Below are 19,315 nucleotides of genomic sequence, written 5' to 3' on the forward strand. Positions count from 1 at the left end.
GACGGTTGCCGAGCGGTGATCATATGGTGCTCAGCCTTGCAGGCGCTGCACCTCCAGATCGCGACGTAGGTGGTCGGCACATTCCAACAGCACCCGCCGCAGGGCGCCGGGTATTTCCTTGTCGAGATGGTTCTTCGTGGCTGTCAGCGAGGCCTCGACCTGCGGGTACAGACCGCGCACCAGCCGGTTGGCGATTTCGATCGGGTGGGTGTCCCATATCTCATCAAGCACCTCGAAGAACTCCTGGTCCCAGCCGCGGACCAGATCTGTGGACCCTGGGGCATTCCAGGCGCCCAGCAGGGCGTCTACTTCGTCGTTTGACCATGCCCCGACCCGACGCACCGATTCCCAGATCCGCGCCTTCATCTCCACCGTCGGCAGGCAATGGGCGGCGCCGAGCAAGGCGACAGCTCCGGACATGGTGTTGTCGGTGTTCTTTTGTTCCTCCAACTCCGCCGGATCAGTCTCACCACGTGCAGCTAGGGCGGACAACACCGACCACCGCAGATCTGGATCGCGTCTCAGCCCCGGGACCCGGCCGTTGAGAATCTCCCGCAACCTGGTACTACCTGAGGTCTCGTCGCTGGCTGCCAGGGCGGGGATGGCGGCTCGGACAAGGGCCAATTGCAGATCGGATCCCTCCCCGGCACCCAGCAGGCGGGTCCACAAGGTATCCGCCAGCTCCCGTTGCCCCTGCTCCCGCAGACCATGCGGCAGGAAATGGGCGGTTGCGAAGGAGATATTGGCGAGCACCTGGGCGACGAGATTCGGGTTCGGCTCGACCAGCCCGTGGGTCAGTGCGATCCCGGTGTAGTCAGCGACGGACAACTCACCATCCCTGGTGAGATTCCACAGTGCGGTCCACACCACGGCCCGGGTTAATTCTTCGTCGATCCGCGACAGCGAGGTCCTCAGGGTCGTCAGGGAACGCTCGTCGAAGCGAACCCTGGCGTAGGTGTGGTCATTGTCGTTGAGTACCACCAAGCTGGGTGCCTGGATTCCAACGGCCTCGGCGACCATGGTGACCGGGGTATTCGGGTCGACGAGGACATCTAGGGTGGCGATCCGCTCCAGGTGCTGCTTCTCGCCACGGAATAGCGTGACGTCGAGCCGGTGCGGGCGCAGGGCATCGGTGGCGCTGGCGGTGATGCGCAGCTCGGTGATCCGCCCCTCGGTGATAGTCACCCGCGGGGTGAGCAGATCCGGGCCCGTGGTACACAACCAGCGCTGTGCCCAGTCGTGCAGGCCCGCTTCGGTGTGCGGTGCCAGGGCATCCAGCAGGTCGTCGAAGGTGGCCGAAGAGAAGGCATGGGCTGTGAAGTAATCCCTGGCGCCGGCATAGAACTGGTCGCGTCCGACGTAGTGGACGAGTTGCTTCAGGACCGCAGCCCCTTTCGCATAGGTGATCCCGTCGAAGTTCTGACGGGCAGCGTCGACATCGGGGATCTCCGCGGCGATTGGATGGGTGGTGGGCAGCTGGTCCTGCAGGTAGGCCCAGTTCTTGCGGTTCCCGGCGAAATTGACCCAGGCCTCCCGGTAACCGGTGGCGCACACCGAGGCATCGGCTCCCATGAACTCGGCGAAGGATTCCTTCAGCCACAGGTCATTCCACCAGCGCGGGGTGACCAGATCACCGAACCACATGTGGCTCATCTCGTGCAGGATCGTGTTGGCACGGGCTGCGTGCTGGGCCCGAGTCGGGCGGGAACGGAACAGGTAACGCTCGGTGAAGGTCACCAGCCCTGGGTTCTCCATCGCGCCCAGGTTGTACTCGGGAACGATGATGGAATCGTATTTGCCCCATGGGTAGGCAAAACCGTAGTTGGTCTCGAAGAAGTCGAGTCCCTGGTGGGTGAGGGCGAGGAATTCGTCATCCACGAACTCGGCCATCGATGCCCGGCACCAGACTCCACACTCGATGCTCTGGCCGCTGGGCGAGGTCCAAGTGGCATGCTGCCCGGCCCAGGGGCCCACGGCGAAACAGGTTAGATAGGTCGACAGTGGTGGGGTGGGGGAGAAGCGGTGGGTGGTGGTCGCGCCGTGATTGGTCGTCTGGACCGTCGGCTGGTTGGAAAGCGCCGTCCAGCCGCTGGGGGTGATCATCTCGACGGTGAACCGGGCCTTGAGATCGGGCTGGTCGAAGCAGGGGAAGATCCGCCTGGCATCAGAGGGCTCCGAATGGGAGTACAGATAGGTCTGCCCGTCGCTGGGATCGGTGAACCGATGCAGTCCCTGGCCGGTGCGTGAGTAGCGGGAATGACAACAGATCGTGACCTCGACCGGTCGCATGGTCGGCAGGCTGGTCAACCGGATGCGGGAGCCGTCGAAATCGATGTGGCGTGGCTGCCCGTCAACGGTGATGGACTCGACGCGCTCACCCAGGAAATCCAGGAAGGTCTCCCCGCTGGTGGTGGTGAAGGTGGTGGTGAGCTTCACCGGATAGGTCGCCGATTTTCCGGCGGTCTGGCTCAGATCAAGAGTCAGATCGTAGGAATCCAGGGCTAGATCATTGCTGCGAATCCGTGCTTCATGCTGGGTTAAGGTGCCGATCATGGCCAACACAGTAGAACTCGCTGTCCGAACCCGACACCCAGGTGTTCTGTGTGCGGTGCGGGACTTGCGCCGCACACAGTTTCCGATCAAGGCTCTTCCCGGGTATCCGGGTCCCGGTCAAGCAGGACGTGCCCGCTAACTCCACAGCGGCGGGCAGCCCGGTCACTGAGGCGGCTCTGGGTCCTCTTGTTGTCCCTCGGCCTTGTCCAGCTCGGCCAGTAGGTCGCGCAGTTGGTCGCGGATCTCGGAACGGATGAAGTCTCGAGTAGCCACCTCGCCCATCTGGGCGCGCAACGAGGCGATCTCGCGAGCCAGGAAATCGGTATCGGCCCGGGACTGGGCAGCGATGCGACGGTCCTCGTCGAAACTCAATCGGTCGCGGGCCTCCTGCCGGTTCTGGGCCAAAAGGATAAGCGGAGCGGAATAGGCCGCCTCGATCGACAACATGAAGGTGAGCAAGATGAACGATGATGGATCATCGAACCGGATTTCCTCCGGAGCGACGAAATTCCAGATGATCCAGAAGGCGATGAACAGGGTCATCCAGATGAGGAAGGCGGGGGAACCCATGTAGCGGGCGATCCACTCCGCGAAACGGCCGAAGGCCTCGGAGTCGATCCGCAGCCGCTTAGGCAAAACGAAACGCCGCCCACTGCCAGGAGTGGATAGGGACTCCTCTGGGGTGAGGTTCTCAGCCATCGCTCACCGCCGGGAATTGATCAGTGCCATCCATCTGCTCGCCGCGCCAGTCGGCGGGCAGCATATGGTCGAGCAGGTCGTCGACGGCCACCGCCCCCACCAACTGGTGCAGTTCGTTGACCACCGGGGCCACCACCAGGTTGTAGGTCGCGAAATAACGTGAGACCTGGGAGATGTGGGTGTCTGGGTGCAGGGGTTCCAAGTCGCTGTCGGTCATGTGGCCCACTTGCAGGGATGGAGGTTCGCGCAGTAACCGCTGCACGTGTACCGCCCCCAAATAGCGTCCCGACGGGGTGTCGTGTGGTGGACGGGTGATGAAGACCATGGAAGCGACTGCAGGGGTGAGCTCCTTCAACCTGACCTTGGCCAAGGCATCGGCGACGGTGTCGTCCGCGCCGAGGATCACCGGCTCGGGGGTCATCATGCCGCCGGCGGTCAATTCTTGGTACTGCAGCAGGTTGCGGACGTCCTCGGCCTCGTCGGGCTCCATCTTCGACAGCAGTTGTTCGGCCAGCTCGGTAGGCAGGTCGTTGATCAGGTCGGCGGCATCGTCGGGGTCCATCTCGTCGAGTACGTCGGCGGCGCGTTCCTGCTCTAGGGCCTGCAACAGGTCGACCTGTTCATCCTCGGGAAGTTCCTGGAAGGCGTCGGCCAGCAATTCGTCGTCCAGGGCATTGACGATCTCGACGCGCCGGTCGGGGGTCATCTCGTAGAGTTCGCGGGCCACGTCAGCAGGTTTCATGTCGGCCAGTTGGGCGAGCTTGGTGTCGGTCGACTGTTCCGATCCGAGCACCCGGCCCTGCACCTCACTCCATGGTGCGACGACCAGCGAACCTTTGCTGGTGATGCCGAAGCGACGACTGCGGGAGTGCTCGCGCAGCGCCACCTCGTGGAGTTCCCACTCACGGTTGCGTACCTCAATCATTGAGGCATCGACGATGCGTGCCTTCACCTCCCCGCGGATGATCTCTCGGTCGAACATGTCATCCATCACCAAGATCTCCGAGGAACGACGGTCGAATTTGCGGGTGTCGACCACCCCGATGATCGAGATCTGGGTGGCGTCGATGGAGTGTACCCGCATCATCGGTACGAAGATCCGGCGCCGGGCGAAGAGCTCGACCACCAAGCCGCGCACCCTGGGGCGTCTGGCCATCCTGGTCTGCACGACCACATCACGCACCTTCCCGACCTGATCGCCGGATCGATCTAGTACGGGCATTCCCTGCAACCGGGAGATGAAGATGGCGGATTTGGTCACGGGTGAATGGTAACCCGTATATGTGTCCGCAACCGGCTCAGGCAGGGCATCCGAGAGTCGCGGGGAGGAGAACTACCTGGGTCATAGCGCAGGAAACGATTGAGGTGATGTCGCAGAGCCGATGATGACCTAGTTGAGTTCCTAGACTGCTCGCATGAGCGATCGCCGATTCCGCCCTCGACGCACGGTTCTGGCCACCCCTGGAAGCTCCGACAGATTCATCGCGAGATCCCGGGATCTTGAGATCGACTGCGTTTTTCTTGATCTGGAGGACGGGGTGGCCGAATCCGTCAAGGTTGAATCGCGGGCCAGGATTACCGAGGCTCTCAAGACCGGGGGCTGGAGGGCCGACACCGTGTGCGTGCGGGTCAATGGCTGGACCACCCCATGGACCAGCCAAGATATCTGGAGCGTGGTCACCGGGGCAGGCGGCCACCTAGATGCGATCATTCTGCCCAAGGTACGCATCCCGGGAGAGGTGATTGCAGCCGATCTGCTCATCCGACAGGCCGAGATTGCTGCTGGAGTTCCGGTCGGGCGCATCGGGCTGGAATTACAGATTGAGGACCCCATCGGGCTTACCAATGTGGATGCCATCGCTGCGGCCTCTCCGCGCACTGAGGCCTTGGTATACGGGCCTGGGGACTGGATGGCGACCAGCGGTATGCGCGAGTTGACGGTGGGGTCACGGGTTCCGGGGTATCCGGGCGATGCCTTCCATCATGTGTTGATCCGAATCCTGATGGCGGCCCGGGCCAACGGCTTGCAAGCGATCGATGGTCCCTTCGTGGCGATCCGTGACCTCGAGGGATTCGAGGAGGCAGCGACCAAGGTAGCGGCCCTTGGTTATGATGGAAAATGGGTTGTGCACCCTTCCCAAGCTGAGGCCGGGAACCGGATCTTCACCCCCGGAATCGAGGTGATTGCCCGGGCCCGGCGGGTCGTGGATGCCTACGAGACGGCCACATCGCAGGCTGGTGGAGCGATCGGTGCGATCGTTGTCGACGACGAGATGGTTGACGAGGCAGGGGTGAAGGTAGCCCGGGCGGTTCTCGCGCGAGCCGGTGGCTGAGGGCGCCAGGATAGGCTTGGTGCAGGAGGTCAACCCATGTCAAGTCCACGCTCCGTGTCGATGTCGCGACAGGCAGCGATCAAACTGCAGCAGCCCGCGTCGGTGGCGCTGTACGATGACTATGCTGACGCCCAGCGTGCCGTCGATTATCTCGCCGGCCATCAATTCCCGGTGCAGCAGTTGGCGATCGTCGGTACCGACCTCAGATCCCTTGAACGGGTGACCGGTCAGCTGACCAGCGGCAAGGTGCTGGCAGCAGGTTTTTCCCGGGGGATCATGTGGGCGCTCATGTTCGCCGTGCTCATGTGGTTGCTGAGCGATAGCATGTCCTTTCTCACCGCCTTCGCCTTCGGAGTGGCGAGCTTCGGATTGGCGAGTGCGGTGATGACCTGGATCTCTTACCGCAGCCGCGGGGGAAACCGCGATTTCACTTCGCGGACGACGATTATCGCCGGTCAATACGAGGTATTAGCTGAGTTGGATGTGGTGGACCGGGCCAGGAACCTGCTGTCCGGCGGGAAAGTCCATCCCACCGTCGAGGTGTTGGAGCAATCCAGCCCGGCTGAGACGGCGGCTCAACATGCCACGGCTTCGCAGCCGATTCCCGATCTGGCCACCCTCCCGCCGCCCTTCGGCCAACAGCCGGTGGATGCCGGGGAACTACCCGCAGACCAGACGCCAGCAGCGCCCGGATCGTCCTTTGACGGCCAGCCCACCATGCAACCGCCGACTGCATCACAACCGCTGGGCCCCGAACAAGAGCCATCAGGCCCTGATGAGGAGCCACCAGCTGAGCCGACCGCCTTTCAGCAGCCCTGCGACAGCTACTGGGGCGCATCCGATGAGCCCGGTATCGGGATACCACCGAAGGGTTTCAACCCCGACGATTCCCGTAACTGAAGCTGCGACGGATGACCGGAGCGGAACACTCGTCGGGAAACCGCTTTCTTAGCTGATCATCAACTCGTTCATCCAGGCCTCAATCGCATCTGGTTCTCTGGGTAGCTGGCTTGAGAGGATCTCGCAGCTGTCCTCGGTGATCAGGATATCGTCCTCAATACGCACTCCTATTCCCCGGAATTCCTCGGGCACCAGCAGGTCAGTGGCTTTGAAATAGAGACCGGGCTCCACCGTGATGATCATGCCCGGGGCTAGTTCACCTTCCCGGTACACCTCGCGACGAGCTTGGGCACAGTCGTGGACATCGAGACCTAGGTGGTGGGAGGTCCCATGCACCATCCACCGCCGGTGCTGTCCACCGGCGGGCGACAAGGATTCTTCGGCAGATACCGGCAACAGCCCCCATTCCTCAAGTTTGCGGGCGATCACCTTGATTGCTGCCTGGTGAACATCGGAGAACTTCGCACCGGGCCGGGCGGCATCCATCCCGGCACGCTGGGCTTCGAGAACCGCTTGGTAGATGGTGCGCTGGGCGGGGGTGAACCGGCCGTTGATCGGCAGGGTACGGGTGACGTCGGCGGTGAATAGCGAATCGAGTTCAACACCGGCATCCAGCAGCAGCAGGTCACCGTTACGCAGATCTCCGTCGTTGCGGATCCAGTGCAGGGTGTTCGCATGGTCGCCGGCGGCTGCGATGGTGTCATAGCCCACAGCATTGCCCCGATGCCGGGCATGCAGCCCGAAGATCCCCTCGACCCAGCGCTCACCGCGCCCCTTGGCCACGGCATTGGGTAGTTCGGCGACCACTGCCCGGAAGCCGGCGGCCGTGGCCTCACAAGCCTGGCGCATCTGGGCAATCTCGAAATCGTCCTTGATCAGGCGCAGCTCAGAGACCACCTGGGCGAGTTCTGCGTCGGCCTGCTCGGTGCTTCCACCACGCCAAACGTCAATCTTTGTGGCGAGATCGGGATCTGGATCCCGCACCACGCGGGTGGGAATCTTCGTGTCGATTGCCTGGGACAGGGCCTGGATCGGATCGGTACGCACCCCGCACAGGGCGGTCATCTCCTCCAGGGACTCTCGTTGCCCCACCCACATCTCCCCGTAACGGGAATCCGCGTAGAACTCTTCGTCGGTGCGGGGAACCCGGGGATGGAAGAACAGCATGGCCTCGTGGTGGTCACCGGTCGGCTCCATGACCAATACCGCGTCGGGCTCCCGGTCGGTACCCAACCCGGTGGCCCAGGTGAAGGCGGTATGTGGGCGAAACCGGTAGTCGCAGTCGTTGTTGCGCACCTTGAGCCCACCGGCGGGCAGCACGATCCGTTCCCCGGGGAAATGTTTGCTCAGTTTTTCCCGGTGCTGCGCTGCGGCGTGAGCTCCTGCGGTGGGTGCAGGGAGCTGGGGATCGTAGGGCGCCCAGTGCGATGTGATGAAGCTGCGGAATGCGTCGGAGAACTGTGTTTGCCGGTTGGACAGCGGACGCTGCTCACTCATGGAAGGCCTCCTGACCATGTTCTTGCTCGCTGCCGATCATAGGACGCCTGTCCGTAACTATTTTGATCAAGGTATGTCAGTTCACGAACCCGGCGGTGTTGATTGAGCATTCTGGTCAAGAACCCCTGTGCGCGCAGGCTCTTGGTGCGATGGCTTGCCGCACCGCCTCGGTTAGGTTCTGCGGCCCTTGCCGCAGGGCCTCGTCGAGGGGTTGCCCATCGGGGGTGATACAGAAGATCTCTACCCGGCCCGGCAATTCGGCGAGATCCAGGTCGACCCTTCCGCCGAAGATCATGACCGGAACCCCGGCCTGTTCGGCGTGAGAACACAACCGCGCTATGGCCTTGCCGTGCGGGGTCTGGAAATCTACCGATCCCTCCGCGCCCAGCACCAGATCGGCCTTGGCGAGGTATCGGTCCAGGTCGACGAGATCTGCCACCAGCTCGAATCCGGGGCGCAACTCGGCGCCCAACATATGGTTCAGTGCCCAGCCGAGGCCTCCGGCGGCACCGGCACCCGGTATGTCGGCCGCAGCCCGAGCCTGCGGGCCGCACACCTCCAGCAGGTGGGCGAGGATTCCGTCCAGGATGGTGATCTGCTCTGGGCTGGCTCCCTTCTGGGGGCCGTAGATGGCGGCTGCCCCAGTTTGGCCGAGCAGCGGGTTGGTGACATCGCAAGCTACTTCAATGCGGATGGTCTGCAGCCGCGGATCCAGGCCTGTGAGATCGACGGCAGCCAACCGGGCCAGGCCTGTTGGATTGGGTGGCAGTTCTGCCTCGTTCTGGTCCTGGAATCGGACCCCCAGCGCGGAGAGCATCCCAGCTCCGGCATCATTGGTAGAAGACCCACCGATGCCGATCACCAAGCGTTTCGCTCCCGCGTCGATTGCTGCGGTCATGAGTTCGCCCAGACCTCTGGTGTCGAAGCTCATGATGTCGCGTTCGGCTGCTGGAACCAGATCGAGCCCACTCGTTGCAGCCCCTTCGAGCACCGCGGTGGGCATTGGGCCGCTGTCCGCCAGGGCAAATCCCGCCATGTGGGGGAGGCCACGTTGATCGTGGACTTCCACTTCGACGATTCGAGCGCCGATCATGGCGGCCACTGTGTCCATGAATCCTTCGCCGCCATCGGCGATGGGCAATTCCATAACGGTGGCCGAGGGTGCGACATGGCGGATTGCGGCAGCCATGGCGCTGGCTGCCTGTGGAGCAGTCATTGATCCCTTGAAGGAATCGGGGGCGCAGACGATATACATGTCAATAGATTACGTGGATGCCTGGATGATCACCGGTTCCGGAAAAATAATCAAGCAGGAGGACTCTCGCGTGCGGTGCTGGCTGCCGGGCTGCACATGTTCATCTTCTACTTGGAGACGATTACCTGGCAGTGACAGACCGCTCGGAAAGTTTTCGGGACAGGACCATTGAACAGGCTTGGGCTAGGGCTTTCTTCGTCTAAAACCAAGGTTTCTACAATCTATTCTTGATCTTGATGGCCATCATCGGTGCCATCGTTTTCTTGATCGGACAGGTGCAGGTTGGCGCAACGCTGATGCTTGCCGGGAGCGGTGCCATGGCTGCGACATCTTGCGCATGGCGGGATGATGCGCCAACATGCAGGGCTCAATGGTCGCAGTCCGGAGCACCGTAGTAGCCGCCTAGGGCGCTGAGACCGGCCCAGGAGACCATGGCGGTTCCGTTGTTGTGACCCAACAGTTACCGGTGGGAGCACGAAAGCTGGTGAGACCTGCGCGGTCCCACACCACCTGTCGGCATCGGGGCCATCGGGGTGATATTCCAGGTGCGGGTCAGCGTCGAGACTCCATCTCCGTGCACCCACACTTTGACCAGATCAGCGTCGCGTATCTGAACGTTGAGCCGATGATGGTTGTCGATCGGTGCCTTCACCCCGTGGAGGGCGATGACCGGGAGCATCGCCGGGCCCTGATCGCGATACGGGAGCGCATCGAGTCGGCCTGGGTAGGTCGCTCCGAGACGGTGCGCTCTTTTGCGGTATGAACGTGCGTTGCCCAGTTCCGTCCGGGGAGTGTTTTGGGCGATAATACCGGTGTCATGACCTTTCTCCCTGGGCTGTTGTGCGCTCTGGCATCGGGCCCGGAGATCGGCGTTGGCGGAACGACGTGGTCCCGTGCGATTGAAAGGATGGCTATGACTGATCCGGTGAGCATCTCCTTGATGGCACCTCTCAGCGGGGTGCTGGTGCCCTTGGAGAAAGTGCCCGATCCTGTCTTTGCGAAGAAGATGGTCGGTGACGGTTTCTCGGTAGACCCGATCGGTGACCTGCTGGTCGCCCCGATCGCCGGCGAGGTCATCGACCTCCAGCCATCCCATCACGCGGTCAGCATTCGTTCGGCAGAAGGCCTTGAAGTGCTGATCCATATCGGTTTGGACACGGTGCGATTGGGCGGCGATGGCTTTACCCCCCAGGTGACCGAGGGAGCAATGGTCGCCGTTGGCGATCCGCTGATCCGTGTCGATCTGGACGAGGTGGGGCGCAAGGCCAAGTCGCTACTGACCCAGGTGGTCGTGACCAACATGGACATCGTGTCCGCCATCAAGGCGAATAGTGGTGTCGTGGTGGGTGGACAGGATCTCGCGGCGAGCGTGGAACTCGCCGGGGCTAGCGAGCAGACGAGTGCCGCCACCGGGCAAGTGCACACTGCGGTCTCCGAGGCGATCCTGTTACCGAATCCCACCGGTCTACATGCCAGGCCTGCAGCGACCTTGGCGGGGTTGGCCAAGGGATTCGACTCCGATGTGCGGCTGCGGCGCGGCGACGACTCGTGCAGCGCCAAGTCGATCATGGCGATCTTGCAGATGGCCGTGACCTGCGGCGATAAGATCGTGGTGACTGCGCACGGAGCCGATGCTGACGATGCCGTCGCCAAGATTGCCGAAGCTATCCGTGGTGGTCTTGGTGAGGATTGCCCGCCGGTGACCGGAACCGATGACACGGCGCCGGTGCCCGCGGTGGTCGAGCCCAAGCAGTTGGAGGTCGTTGCCACTCCGCGGTCCGGCGACGAGAACCTGCTACTGGGCGTAGCGGCATCCCCAGGGCTCGGCATCGGCCAGGTAGTCCAGTTGCGTCGCGATGACATCACCGTCGAGCAGGACGCTGCCGATCACCACTTGGAGCGCCGCAAGTTGAATGCAGCCATTGACCGAGCATTGCTCGATCTGTCTGCCTTGCAGCAGCGTCTGGAGCTTGAGGCGGATCCGGAGAAAGCCGCGATTTTCGCAGCACACCAGGAGATCCTCGGTGATCCCTCGCTGCTCGATCTCGCGGTGAGCGCCATCGACAAGGGCCGCAGCGCCCCCTACGCATGGCGTGGCGCATTCAATGCCTTCGCCGACCAACTTGCCGGGCTGCCGAATCCGATCCTCGCGGGGCGGGCCAGCGATGTGCGGGACGTTGGCCAGCGAGTGCTGGAGGAACTTACTGGTCAGCGCAGCGAACGTGCACCTTTGCCGGATAACACCATCCTGGTAGCCGAGGAACTGACCCCTTCCGACACGGCCCAGCTGGATCGCACCAAGGTTGTCGGTTTCGCCACCGCTCGTGGCGGGGCCTCCTCACACGTAGCGATCATTGCACGGTCGCTGGACATCCCGGCAGTGGCTGGCATTGAGCCCAGGGCCTTGGATATTCCCGACGGTTCTCAGGTGGTGCTCGACGGTACCAAGGGCACGCTGCGGATCAACGTGCCCGATGAGGAGATCAGTGCTCTGCGGGAACGCCAGGCGAGGATGGCCGAGATTCGGGCAGCCCAGGAAGCTGCCAAGGATGCCCCAGCGATCACCACCGATGGGCACCAGATCTCCGTCGTCGCTAACATCGGTGGCCCCGAGGATGCCAAGGAGGCAATGGCCCGAGGCGCCGAGGGGGTTGGTCTATTGCGCAGCGAATTCATTTTTATGGGGCGTGCCAGTGCCCCAACCCAAGATGAGCAACGTGAGGTCTATGCCGATTGTTCCCGGTCCATCGGGGAGGGCAGACCCTTGGTCATCCGTACCTTGGATGTTGGCGGTGACAAGCCGCTTCCCTATCTGCCGATCGCTGCTGAGGAGAATCCTTTCCTGGGCGTGCGCGGGGTGCGTGTGGGCCTTGAAAAACCCGAGGTGCTGCGCTCGCAGATTCGCGCGATTCTCGGCGCAGCCGGTGAGGGAGCGGATCTGAATGTGATGTTCCCGATGATCGCTACCCTCGACGACTGGCGCAGTGCCAAGGCGATCTTCGACGAGGAGAAGGCCGCGAGTAATCCTGCGGGCAAGGTATCGGTGGGCATCATGATGGAGGTGCCTTCGGTGGCGGTGCTGGCCGAACAGTTCGCAGCCGAGGAGGGCTGTGACTTCTTCAGCGTCGGCACCAATGACCTCACCAGCTACACCTTGGCGATGGACCGCGGCCACCCCAAGCTGGCCCCTCAGGTTGATCCCTGCAACCCGGCTATCCTCACCCTGATTGGTCAGGCAGCGAAAGCCCTGCATGCCCGTGGCAAGTGGCTGGGGGTGTGTGGTGGAATCGCATCCGATGTACAGGCGGTGCCCATCCTCATCGGCTTGGGGGTTAATGAGTTGAGTTGCTCGATCCCATCCATCCCTGCGGTCAAGGCCACCGTCAGGGCACATTCCCTGGCTGAGTGCCAGGAGCTCGCCGTCAAGGCGATTGCCTGCGGCACGCCGACCGAAGTTCGCAATCTGGTTCCCGTGGAAGAGGTCTGAGGAAATGAGTACTGCGTCAGATATCGTCAAGGCCGTTGGGGGACCGGGCAACATCCAAAGCCTCAGCCACTGTGCCACCCGGCTGCGTTTCCAGCTCGTCGACGCGTCAGGGGTTGACGGGGCCACCGTGGATGCCATCAACGGGGTGATGGGAAGCGTGCCCCAGGCAGGCAACCGCTTCCAAGTGATCATCGGTGGGGGAGTGGCGTCGGTATACAACGACATCAACGCGCTCCCGGAGATGGCGAACCGTGGCGAGATGAGTAACGAGGAGATCAAGGCTGCCGCGCGTCAGGGCGGGGTACGCGGCAAGGCTGCTTGGGTGGATTCCTTCTTCGAGTTCCTTGCTGATTCTTTCCGGCCGATCCTGGGTACTTTGCTGGGTGCCTCCTTGATCATTACTTTCATGGCCTTGATGTCCACCCTCGGGGTAATCGGCAACTGGGCCGATCCGCGCGTCGAACTCCCGCCATCGTGGCAATTCGTGAACCTGCTGTGGAAGGCGGTCTTCGTCTTCCTGCCGTTGATGGTGGCCTACAACGCCGCCAAGAAATTGGGGGCCGATCCCTGGCTCGGCTTTGCCATCATGGCTTTGGTGATGCTTCCTGGGTTCAGCGCCCTCAAGGAGGACCCCTCGGCATACACCGCAGTGGTTGCCGGTAGCGAGATCAAGCTGGTCAAGGTTTTCGGTCTCCCATTGACCCTCTTCGACTACTCCTCGCAGGTTTTCCCGCCGCTGCTCATGGCAGGGGTGCTCGGGCCGCTAAGCAAGGGGCTGAAGAAGATCATCCCGGAGAACCTGCAGCTGATCTTCGTGCCTTTCCTAGCGATGATCATCATGCTGCCGCTGACCGCCTTCCTGATCGGCCCGATCGGTGTCTACATCGGTGCCTGGGTGGCCGGTGGCCTGGGTGCCATCAATTCCTTCTCGCCGTTCATCTTCGCGGTCGTCATTCCGCTGGCCTATCCATTCATGGTGCCGTTGGGCCTGCACTGGCCGATCAATGCGGTCATGCTGCTCAACATCAACCAACTCGGTTACGACTACATCCAGGGCCCGATGGGCGCATGGAATTTCGCCTGCTTCGGTGCTACCGCTGGTGTGCTCTTCCTGGCCGCCCGCGACCGGGACGTTCAGATGCGTCAGACGGCAACCGGTGCCCTGGCTGCGGGCCTGTTGGGTGGTATCTCGGAGCCTTCCCTCTACGGCATCCACCTGAGGTTCAAGCGGATCTACCCGTCAATGCTCGTCGGATGCTTGGTGGGTGGCCTCATCCAGGGTATCGGTGGAGGCGTGACAACCCACGCCTTCGTGTTCACCTCCCTGCTGACGATCCCGACCTTCAACAACGACGCATCTGGTCACGCGAACACCGGTTCGATGATTCTCTACGGCATCTCGGTGCTTTCCGCCTTCGCGGTGTCGATGATCTTGGTCATCTTCCGTGACTACCGAACCCCGGAGCAACGGGCCGCTGCCAAGGCCGCGCAGGAGCCCGCTGTCGAGGCCGTTGAGGTCAGCCCGGCCGAAAGCAACCGCGCGGCCCAGTGGGTCGAGGTGCTGGGTGGCAAGGCGAACATCGTCGAAGCCGAGGCCATTGCGGAGACCCGGCTGCGGGTGATCGTCGCCGATTCCAGCTTGGTGAACCGCCCCGCTCTCATTGAGACCGGAGTCAAGGCATCCACCGAGGTGAGTCCGGGAGTTTGGCACCTAATCGTGGGTCTTGATGCCGATCACTATGCGACGGTACTGAGCCGGAAGCTTGCTTCCATCGACGCCTGAACACATCGGGGCGGGTCACGGTTCGTGGCCTGCCCCGATGCCTGCTGGGGTGCGGGTGCCCGGCCCACGGTCTAGGCTTCGGGGCAACGAAAGGTGGATTGATGCAAGCTGATCCGAGTGCTCAGAATGCCCTGTTGACCATCGCTGAGTTGGATAAACAGATTACCCAGCTCACCCACAAGCGTTCCTCCCTTCCGGAGAACGAGGAACTCGTCAAGCTGCAGGCGGTGCGCTCGGGCTACAGTGAGCAGATCGTGGCGGCCGAGACGCGTCGTGGCGACGCAGATTTCGAGATGGAACGCATTGAGAAGGATCTCGCCCCCGCAAGGGCCCGCATTGAACGCAATCGGGCAACCATTGATGCCGGTACCATCGACCCCAAGGCGCTTGCGGCGATGATCGAGGAGACCGAACACCTCACTGGACGTATCTCGGATCTGGAGGATGCCGAGTTGGAGGCGATGGAGAGCATTGAGGCTCTTGATGCACAGATCGCCTCACTCAAGAAACAACGCACTGAAGTGGAGACCACCATGCGCTCCTTGCTGGGTGCCCGCGATGCCAGTGCGAAAACTATCGATACTCAACTCGCCCAGGTGCGCGAACGGCGCGGGACGCTCGTTACCACTTTGCCTACCGATCTGGTCGCCCTCTACGAGCGGATTGCTTCACGCTCCACAACGGGAGCTGCCGAGTTGAAGACTCGTCGCTGTGGTGGGTGCGGTATGGAACTCGGCATTTCCGAACTGAAGAGAATTAGCACCATGGCACCCGCCGAGGTGGTGCGGTGTGAGGAATGCTCGCGCATCCTGGTGCGGACCGCGGAATCCGGTCTGTGATTCCTGCTGTCCGGTCGAGACCGGTTTGTGATCTGGCCCGCTGCGGCTTGGTCGGCGAGATCATGGGGGTGAGCCGTCATGCCTGCTCCTGACAAATCGCCCCAAGGTGTGGGGCCGCGACGCGTTGACCCGGCCGATCGTGCCCAACTGGCCGAATCGCCAGTGCCCATGTACCGGGTCGCCGAGCTGATGAACGGCCAGTACCTCAGGCTGTTGGTATTGCTGGCGGTTATCACCGCCACCGCACTGATCGGGGTGGCCAATCCCTTCCTGCTCAAAGCGGTGATCGACGACGCCCTGCCCCATGACAATGACCGGTTGCTGGTGGGGGCCGTGGTCGGCATGATCGGGCTCGCCGTGATCGGCGCGGTGGCCGGAGTGTGGCAGACCTGGTTGGCAAACTTGATTGGACAAGCGGTGATGCACGATCTTCGGGTGAAGGTCTTCGCCAACGTGCAACGCCAGTCGATGAACTTCTTCAAACACACCAAGACTGGCGAGATCCAATCCCGGCTGGTCAACGATATCGCTGGTCTGCAGACGGTGTTCACATCCACGGCCACCTCGATCGCCACGAATTTCACCACGGCGGTGGCCAAGGCGGTAGCCATGGTCGCCCTGGACTGGCGGCTGTCCGTGGTATCGATGATCATCTTGCCCCCGGCTTTCTGGGTCACCCGCAAGGTGGCCCTGTTGCGCCGCGATATCACCGCGGAAAGACAACGTCTGCTAGCGCAGATGAATACCGAGGTCGTTGAGTCGATGGGGGTTAACGGGGCCCTGCTCACCAAGACCCTCGGTATCGCCGAGGAGCGTGCCGAGCGCTTCTCCCGGGCCTCCCAGGATCTCGTCGGCCTGGATCTGAGAACCCAACTGGCCGGGCGCTGGCGGATGGGGGTCATGTCGGTGCTGTTTGCCGCGATGCCCGCGATCATCTACCTGGCGGCTGGGCTGGGGCCCAGTGGGATGACCTTGGGTACGGTGGTCGCCTTCACCACCCTCCAAACCCAGATCTTCCGGCCCGTCATGGGACTGCTCAACATCGGTGTCGACTGGGTTGCATCCCTGGCCCTGATGTCACGGGTCTTCGGATATCTGGATTTGGTTCCCGAGGTGGCCGAACCCAGCGAACCGATCTACCTCGATCCGAAGCAGGCGCGTGGCGAGGTGCGGTTTACGAAAGTTGGTTACCGTTACCCGGATGCCGAGACCAACGTGCTCACCGACATCAACCTGGTGGTTTCCCCGGGAAGATCGCTGGGCATTGTGGGCGCCACTGGATCCGGGAAATCGACACTCGCATCAATGATCTCGCGGTTGTGCGATCCGATCACCGGAGAGATCACGATCGATGGTATCGACCTGCGCCGGATCGCATCGACGAATCTCGCCGAACTCGTCGGGGTGGTTTCCCAAGAAACCTGGCTCGGTCATGACACTCTGCGCAATAACCTGCTCATGGCCAAGCCAGATGCCAGTGACGAGGAACTGTGGCGGGTGCTGCGGGTTGCCAGGATGGACCAGGTGGTGACCGAACTGCCGGAGGGCTTGGACACGATGGTCGGTGCCCGCGGGCACCGGTTCTCCGGTGGGGAACGCCAACGAGTGGCCGTTGCCCGCACCCTGCTGCGCAACCCCCGCATTCTGGTTCTCGACGAAGCGACCTCGGCTCTCGATTCAGGCACCGAACGCGATGTGCAGGCGGCCCTCGACGAATTGGTTACCGGACGTACCACCATCACCATCGCCCACCGATTGTCAGCTATCCGGCATGCCGACGAGATCATCGTGATGGTCCATGGGCGCATCGTCGAACGTGGTGATCACCAGCAGCTGATGGCGGTCGGTGGAATTTATCGGGAACTGGTTGATGCGGGTAGCCGAGATGTGGTGCGAAGGCAGAGTCATCAGTGACACCGATGACCTGCGTGGGGCATGGTCCAGTGGAACCGGAACCAGAATCCCAAGAGCATCGGGCTGGGGCGTGAGCACATCACAGCAGGCAGGCGCCGGTTCCTGACCGCTGGCCTCATAGGCTTGGTGCCATGCCACGTCGCCATATCACGCTGCCGTCTGTTCCCGCCCCGCTCCGGGAAGGCTTCCGAACCCTGGCTGAGCAGTTGGAGATACCTGGCGAATTCCCACCCGAGGTGTTGGCGGAGGCTAGCCAGGTGGCTGCCTCGGGGCCGGTGGATGGTATTCATCGTGAAGATTTCACCGATCTCGGTTTCATCACCATTGATCCTGCTTCTTCGACCGATCTCGACCAGGCGATGTACATCGAACGCAACGGCGACGGTTACCGGGTGCACTATGCGATCGCCGATGTTGCGGCATGGGTGCCTCCGGGTGGGGCGATTGATGCCGAAGCCCGCAGCAGGGGCTTGACCCATTACGCTCCAGGGTGGCGTATTCCGCTGCACCCACAGGTGCTGTCAGAAAAGGCTGGCTCCTTGCTGGCCGATGGAACACCGCGTCCGGCCCTGGTGTGGCAGATGGATCTTGATGCCGACGGCGAGGTGCGCAGCTGGGATCTGCGCCGGGGCATGGTGATTAATCGCAGCAAGCTGGACTATATGGGTGTACAGGCGGCCATTGAGCGAGGGACGGACCTGACAACGCTGAAACTGCTGCGCGAGGTAGGGGAACGTCGCCAGCGCATAGAGGCAGAACGCGGCGGGGTTTCGCTGGGCATTCCTGGGCAGGAGGTCGTCGCCGACGGCGACAAATGGCGCTTGGAGTTCCGGACCCCGCTTGCAGTGGAGGGGTGGAATGCGCAGATCTCCCTGATGACCGGTATGTGTGCCGCGCGCACGATGCTCGAGGCTGGTGTGGGTGTGCTGCGCACCTTGCCATCTGCCGACGAACGTGACATCAACCGGCTACGGCTGACGGCCGGTTCATTGGGACTCGACTGGCCTGCGGACGTCGGCTACCCGCAGTTCGTGCGTTCCCTGGATGCTTCGTGCCCGGCGGACCAGGCGATGATGAATGCCTGCATCACCCTGTTCAGGGGAGCGGGCTACACCCTGATCACCGGTGACCGTTCCCAGAAGGCCACCTGGCACGCGGCGATGGCGGCTCCCTATGCCCACGTCACCGCGCCGCTGCGTCGGCTAGTGGATAGATTCGTCGGACAGGTGTGCGTCGAGGTGATCGCGGGCCGCGAGATCCCTGATTGGCTTACCGAGGGGTTGGCATCAATGCCGGAGTTGATGACCGAGGCCGATCGCCGGGCGAAGAAATTCGAGCGGGGCATCGTTTCTCTCGCCGAGGCCCTGGTGCTGGGTGAGCGGATTGGCGACCGATTCGATGCAACCGTCGTGGATACCGATAACCGCAGCCCAGAACGCGTCGTAGTGTCGCTTCCCGAGGTGGCGGTGGAGATCCCGGCCAGCGGCAGCGGAATCGAGCTGGGATCGGTGGTGCGAGTGCGCATTGAGGCGGTGAACCCGCGTAGCGGTGAGGTGAAAGCCGTCGTGGAGCGCTAGGCTGTCGACCGGACGAGTCGGCCGGGTGATCGCGGCGCAAGCTGAGGAAAGTCCGGACTCCACAGGGCAAGGTGGTGGGTAACACCCACCCGGGGCGACCCGCGGGACAGTGCCACAGAGAATAGACCGCCTGAATGCTTCGGTATTTGGGTAAGGGTGAAACGGTGGTGCAAGAGACCACCGCGCGACTGGTGACAGTCGTGGCAGGGCAAACCCCACCTGGAGCAAGACCAGACAGCAGACGTTCGAGGGCTGCCCGCCCGAGTCTGCGGGTAGGTCGCACGCGCACCGGGGAACCGGTGCGGGAAGGTCACCAGAAATGGTGATCGCAGATGGATGATCACCGCACCCGGCATCCGCGAGGAACCGGGTGAACAGAATCCGGCTCACAGGCCGACTCGTCTTCTAGAATTCGTCAGGTGTCCAATGGGCCAGGCGAGGCAACTAGCAATCCTAATTGTCCGGGGACGGCCCGATG

At 62.5% G+C, this 19,315-nt stretch carries 12 protein-coding genes, 1 other RNA gene and 1 pseudogene; 9 read left to right on the top strand and 5 right to left on the bottom strand.

Annotated features, from left to right (window positions below; translation table 11 throughout):
- Positions 1-30: 30 nt before the first annotated feature.
- From pepN to HMPREF1531_RS08850, 3 genes are all read right to left on the bottom strand, one after another.
- The gene (pepN, locus tag HMPREF1531_RS08840) at positions 31-2,553 is read right to left on the bottom strand and encodes an aminopeptidase N (RefSeq protein ID WP_016669604.1); all 2,523 of its coding nucleotides are present in this window, start codon (positions 2,551-2,553) and stop codon (positions 31-33) included.
- Between the two features lie 162 nt (positions 2,554-2,715).
- The gene (locus HMPREF1531_RS08845; protein WP_016669605.1) at positions 2,716-3,252 is read right to left on the bottom strand and encodes a DUF1003 domain-containing protein; all 537 of its coding nucleotides are present in this window, start codon (positions 3,250-3,252) and stop codon (positions 2,716-2,718) included.
- The gene (locus HMPREF1531_RS08850; RefSeq protein WP_016669606.1) at positions 3,245-4,513 is read right to left on the bottom strand and encodes a magnesium transporter MgtE N-terminal domain-containing protein; all 1,269 of its coding nucleotides are present in this window, start codon (positions 4,511-4,513) and stop codon (positions 3,245-3,247) included. The genes HMPREF1531_RS08845 and HMPREF1531_RS08850 overlap by 8 nt, the downstream gene beginning before the upstream one ends.
- A gap of 154 nt (positions 4,514-4,667) precedes the next feature.
- Between HMPREF1531_RS08850 and HMPREF1531_RS08855 the strand changes: the two genes are divergently transcribed.
- Both HMPREF1531_RS08855 and HMPREF1531_RS13000 read left to right on the top strand, forming a co-directional pair.
- Positions 4,668-5,585, top strand: a complete 918-nt coding sequence (locus HMPREF1531_RS08855; RefSeq protein WP_036897615.1) for an HpcH/HpaI aldolase/citrate lyase family protein — start codon at positions 4,668-4,670, stop codon at positions 5,583-5,585.
- 36 nt (positions 5,586-5,621) lie between these two features.
- Positions 5,622-6,485 carry a general stress protein gene (locus HMPREF1531_RS13000; RefSeq protein ID WP_016669608.1) on the top strand — a complete coding sequence of 288 codons (864 nt, stop codon included), beginning with the start codon at positions 5,622-5,624 and terminating at the stop codon, positions 6,483-6,485.
- A 48-nt stretch (positions 6,486-6,533) separates the two neighbouring features.
- Here HMPREF1531_RS13000 and HMPREF1531_RS08865 read toward each other — a convergent pair whose 3' ends face one another.
- On the bottom strand, positions 6,534-7,982 hold the full coding sequence (locus HMPREF1531_RS08865) for an aminopeptidase P family protein (protein ID WP_016669609.1): 1,449 nt from the start codon (positions 7,980-7,982) through the stop codon (positions 6,534-6,536).
- Between the two features lie 115 nt (positions 7,983-8,097).
- A complete protein-coding gene (locus tag HMPREF1531_RS08870) occupies positions 8,098-9,237 on the bottom strand; it encodes a glycerate kinase (protein WP_016669610.1) in 1,140 nt (379 codons plus the stop codon).
- A gap of 215 nt (positions 9,238-9,452) precedes the next feature.
- On the opposite strand from HMPREF1531_RS08870, the pseudogene HMPREF1531_RS14440 reads away from it, so the two are divergent.
- From HMPREF1531_RS14440 to rnpB, 7 genes and pseudogenes are all read left to right on the top strand, one after another.
- Positions 9,453-9,632 (top strand): annotated as a pseudogene (locus HMPREF1531_RS14440) (hypothetical protein); the annotation flags it as partial.
- A gap of 518 nt (positions 9,633-10,150) precedes the next feature.
- Positions 10,151-12,724, top strand: a complete 2,574-nt coding sequence (gene ptsP / locus HMPREF1531_RS08880; protein ID WP_016669612.1) for a phosphoenolpyruvate--protein phosphotransferase — start codon at positions 10,151-10,153, stop codon at positions 12,722-12,724.
- A gap of 4 nt (positions 12,725-12,728) precedes the next feature.
- Entirely contained in the window at positions 12,729-14,507 is a 1,779-nt protein-coding gene (locus HMPREF1531_RS08885; RefSeq protein ID WP_016669613.1) for a PTS transporter subunit EIIC, read from the top strand.
- Positions 14,508-14,608: 101 nt separating this feature from the next.
- Entirely contained in the window at positions 14,609-15,346 is a 738-nt protein-coding gene (locus HMPREF1531_RS08890) for a zinc ribbon domain-containing protein (RefSeq protein ID WP_016669614.1), read from the top strand.
- A gap of 78 nt (positions 15,347-15,424) precedes the next feature.
- Positions 15,425-17,260 carry an ABC transporter ATP-binding protein gene (locus HMPREF1531_RS08895; RefSeq protein WP_016669615.1) on the top strand — a complete coding sequence of 612 codons (1,836 nt, stop codon included), beginning with the start codon at positions 15,425-15,427 and terminating at the stop codon, positions 17,258-17,260.
- Positions 17,261-17,391: 131 nt separating this feature from the next.
- The gene (locus HMPREF1531_RS08900; RefSeq protein WP_016669616.1) at positions 17,392-18,837 is read left to right on the top strand and encodes an RNB domain-containing ribonuclease; all 1,446 of its coding nucleotides are present in this window, start codon (positions 17,392-17,394) and stop codon (positions 18,835-18,837) included.
- Between the two features lie 13 nt (positions 18,838-18,850).
- An RNA gene (gene rnpB, locus HMPREF1531_RS13085) (RNase P RNA component class A) lies at positions 18,851-19,242 on the top strand.
- The last annotated feature ends 73 nt before the right edge of the window (positions 19,243-19,315 follow it).

Source organism: Propionibacterium sp. oral taxon 192 str. F0372 (assembly GCF_000413315.1).
GTDB lineage: Bacteria > Actinomycetota > Actinomycetes > Propionibacteriales > Propionibacteriaceae > Brooklawnia.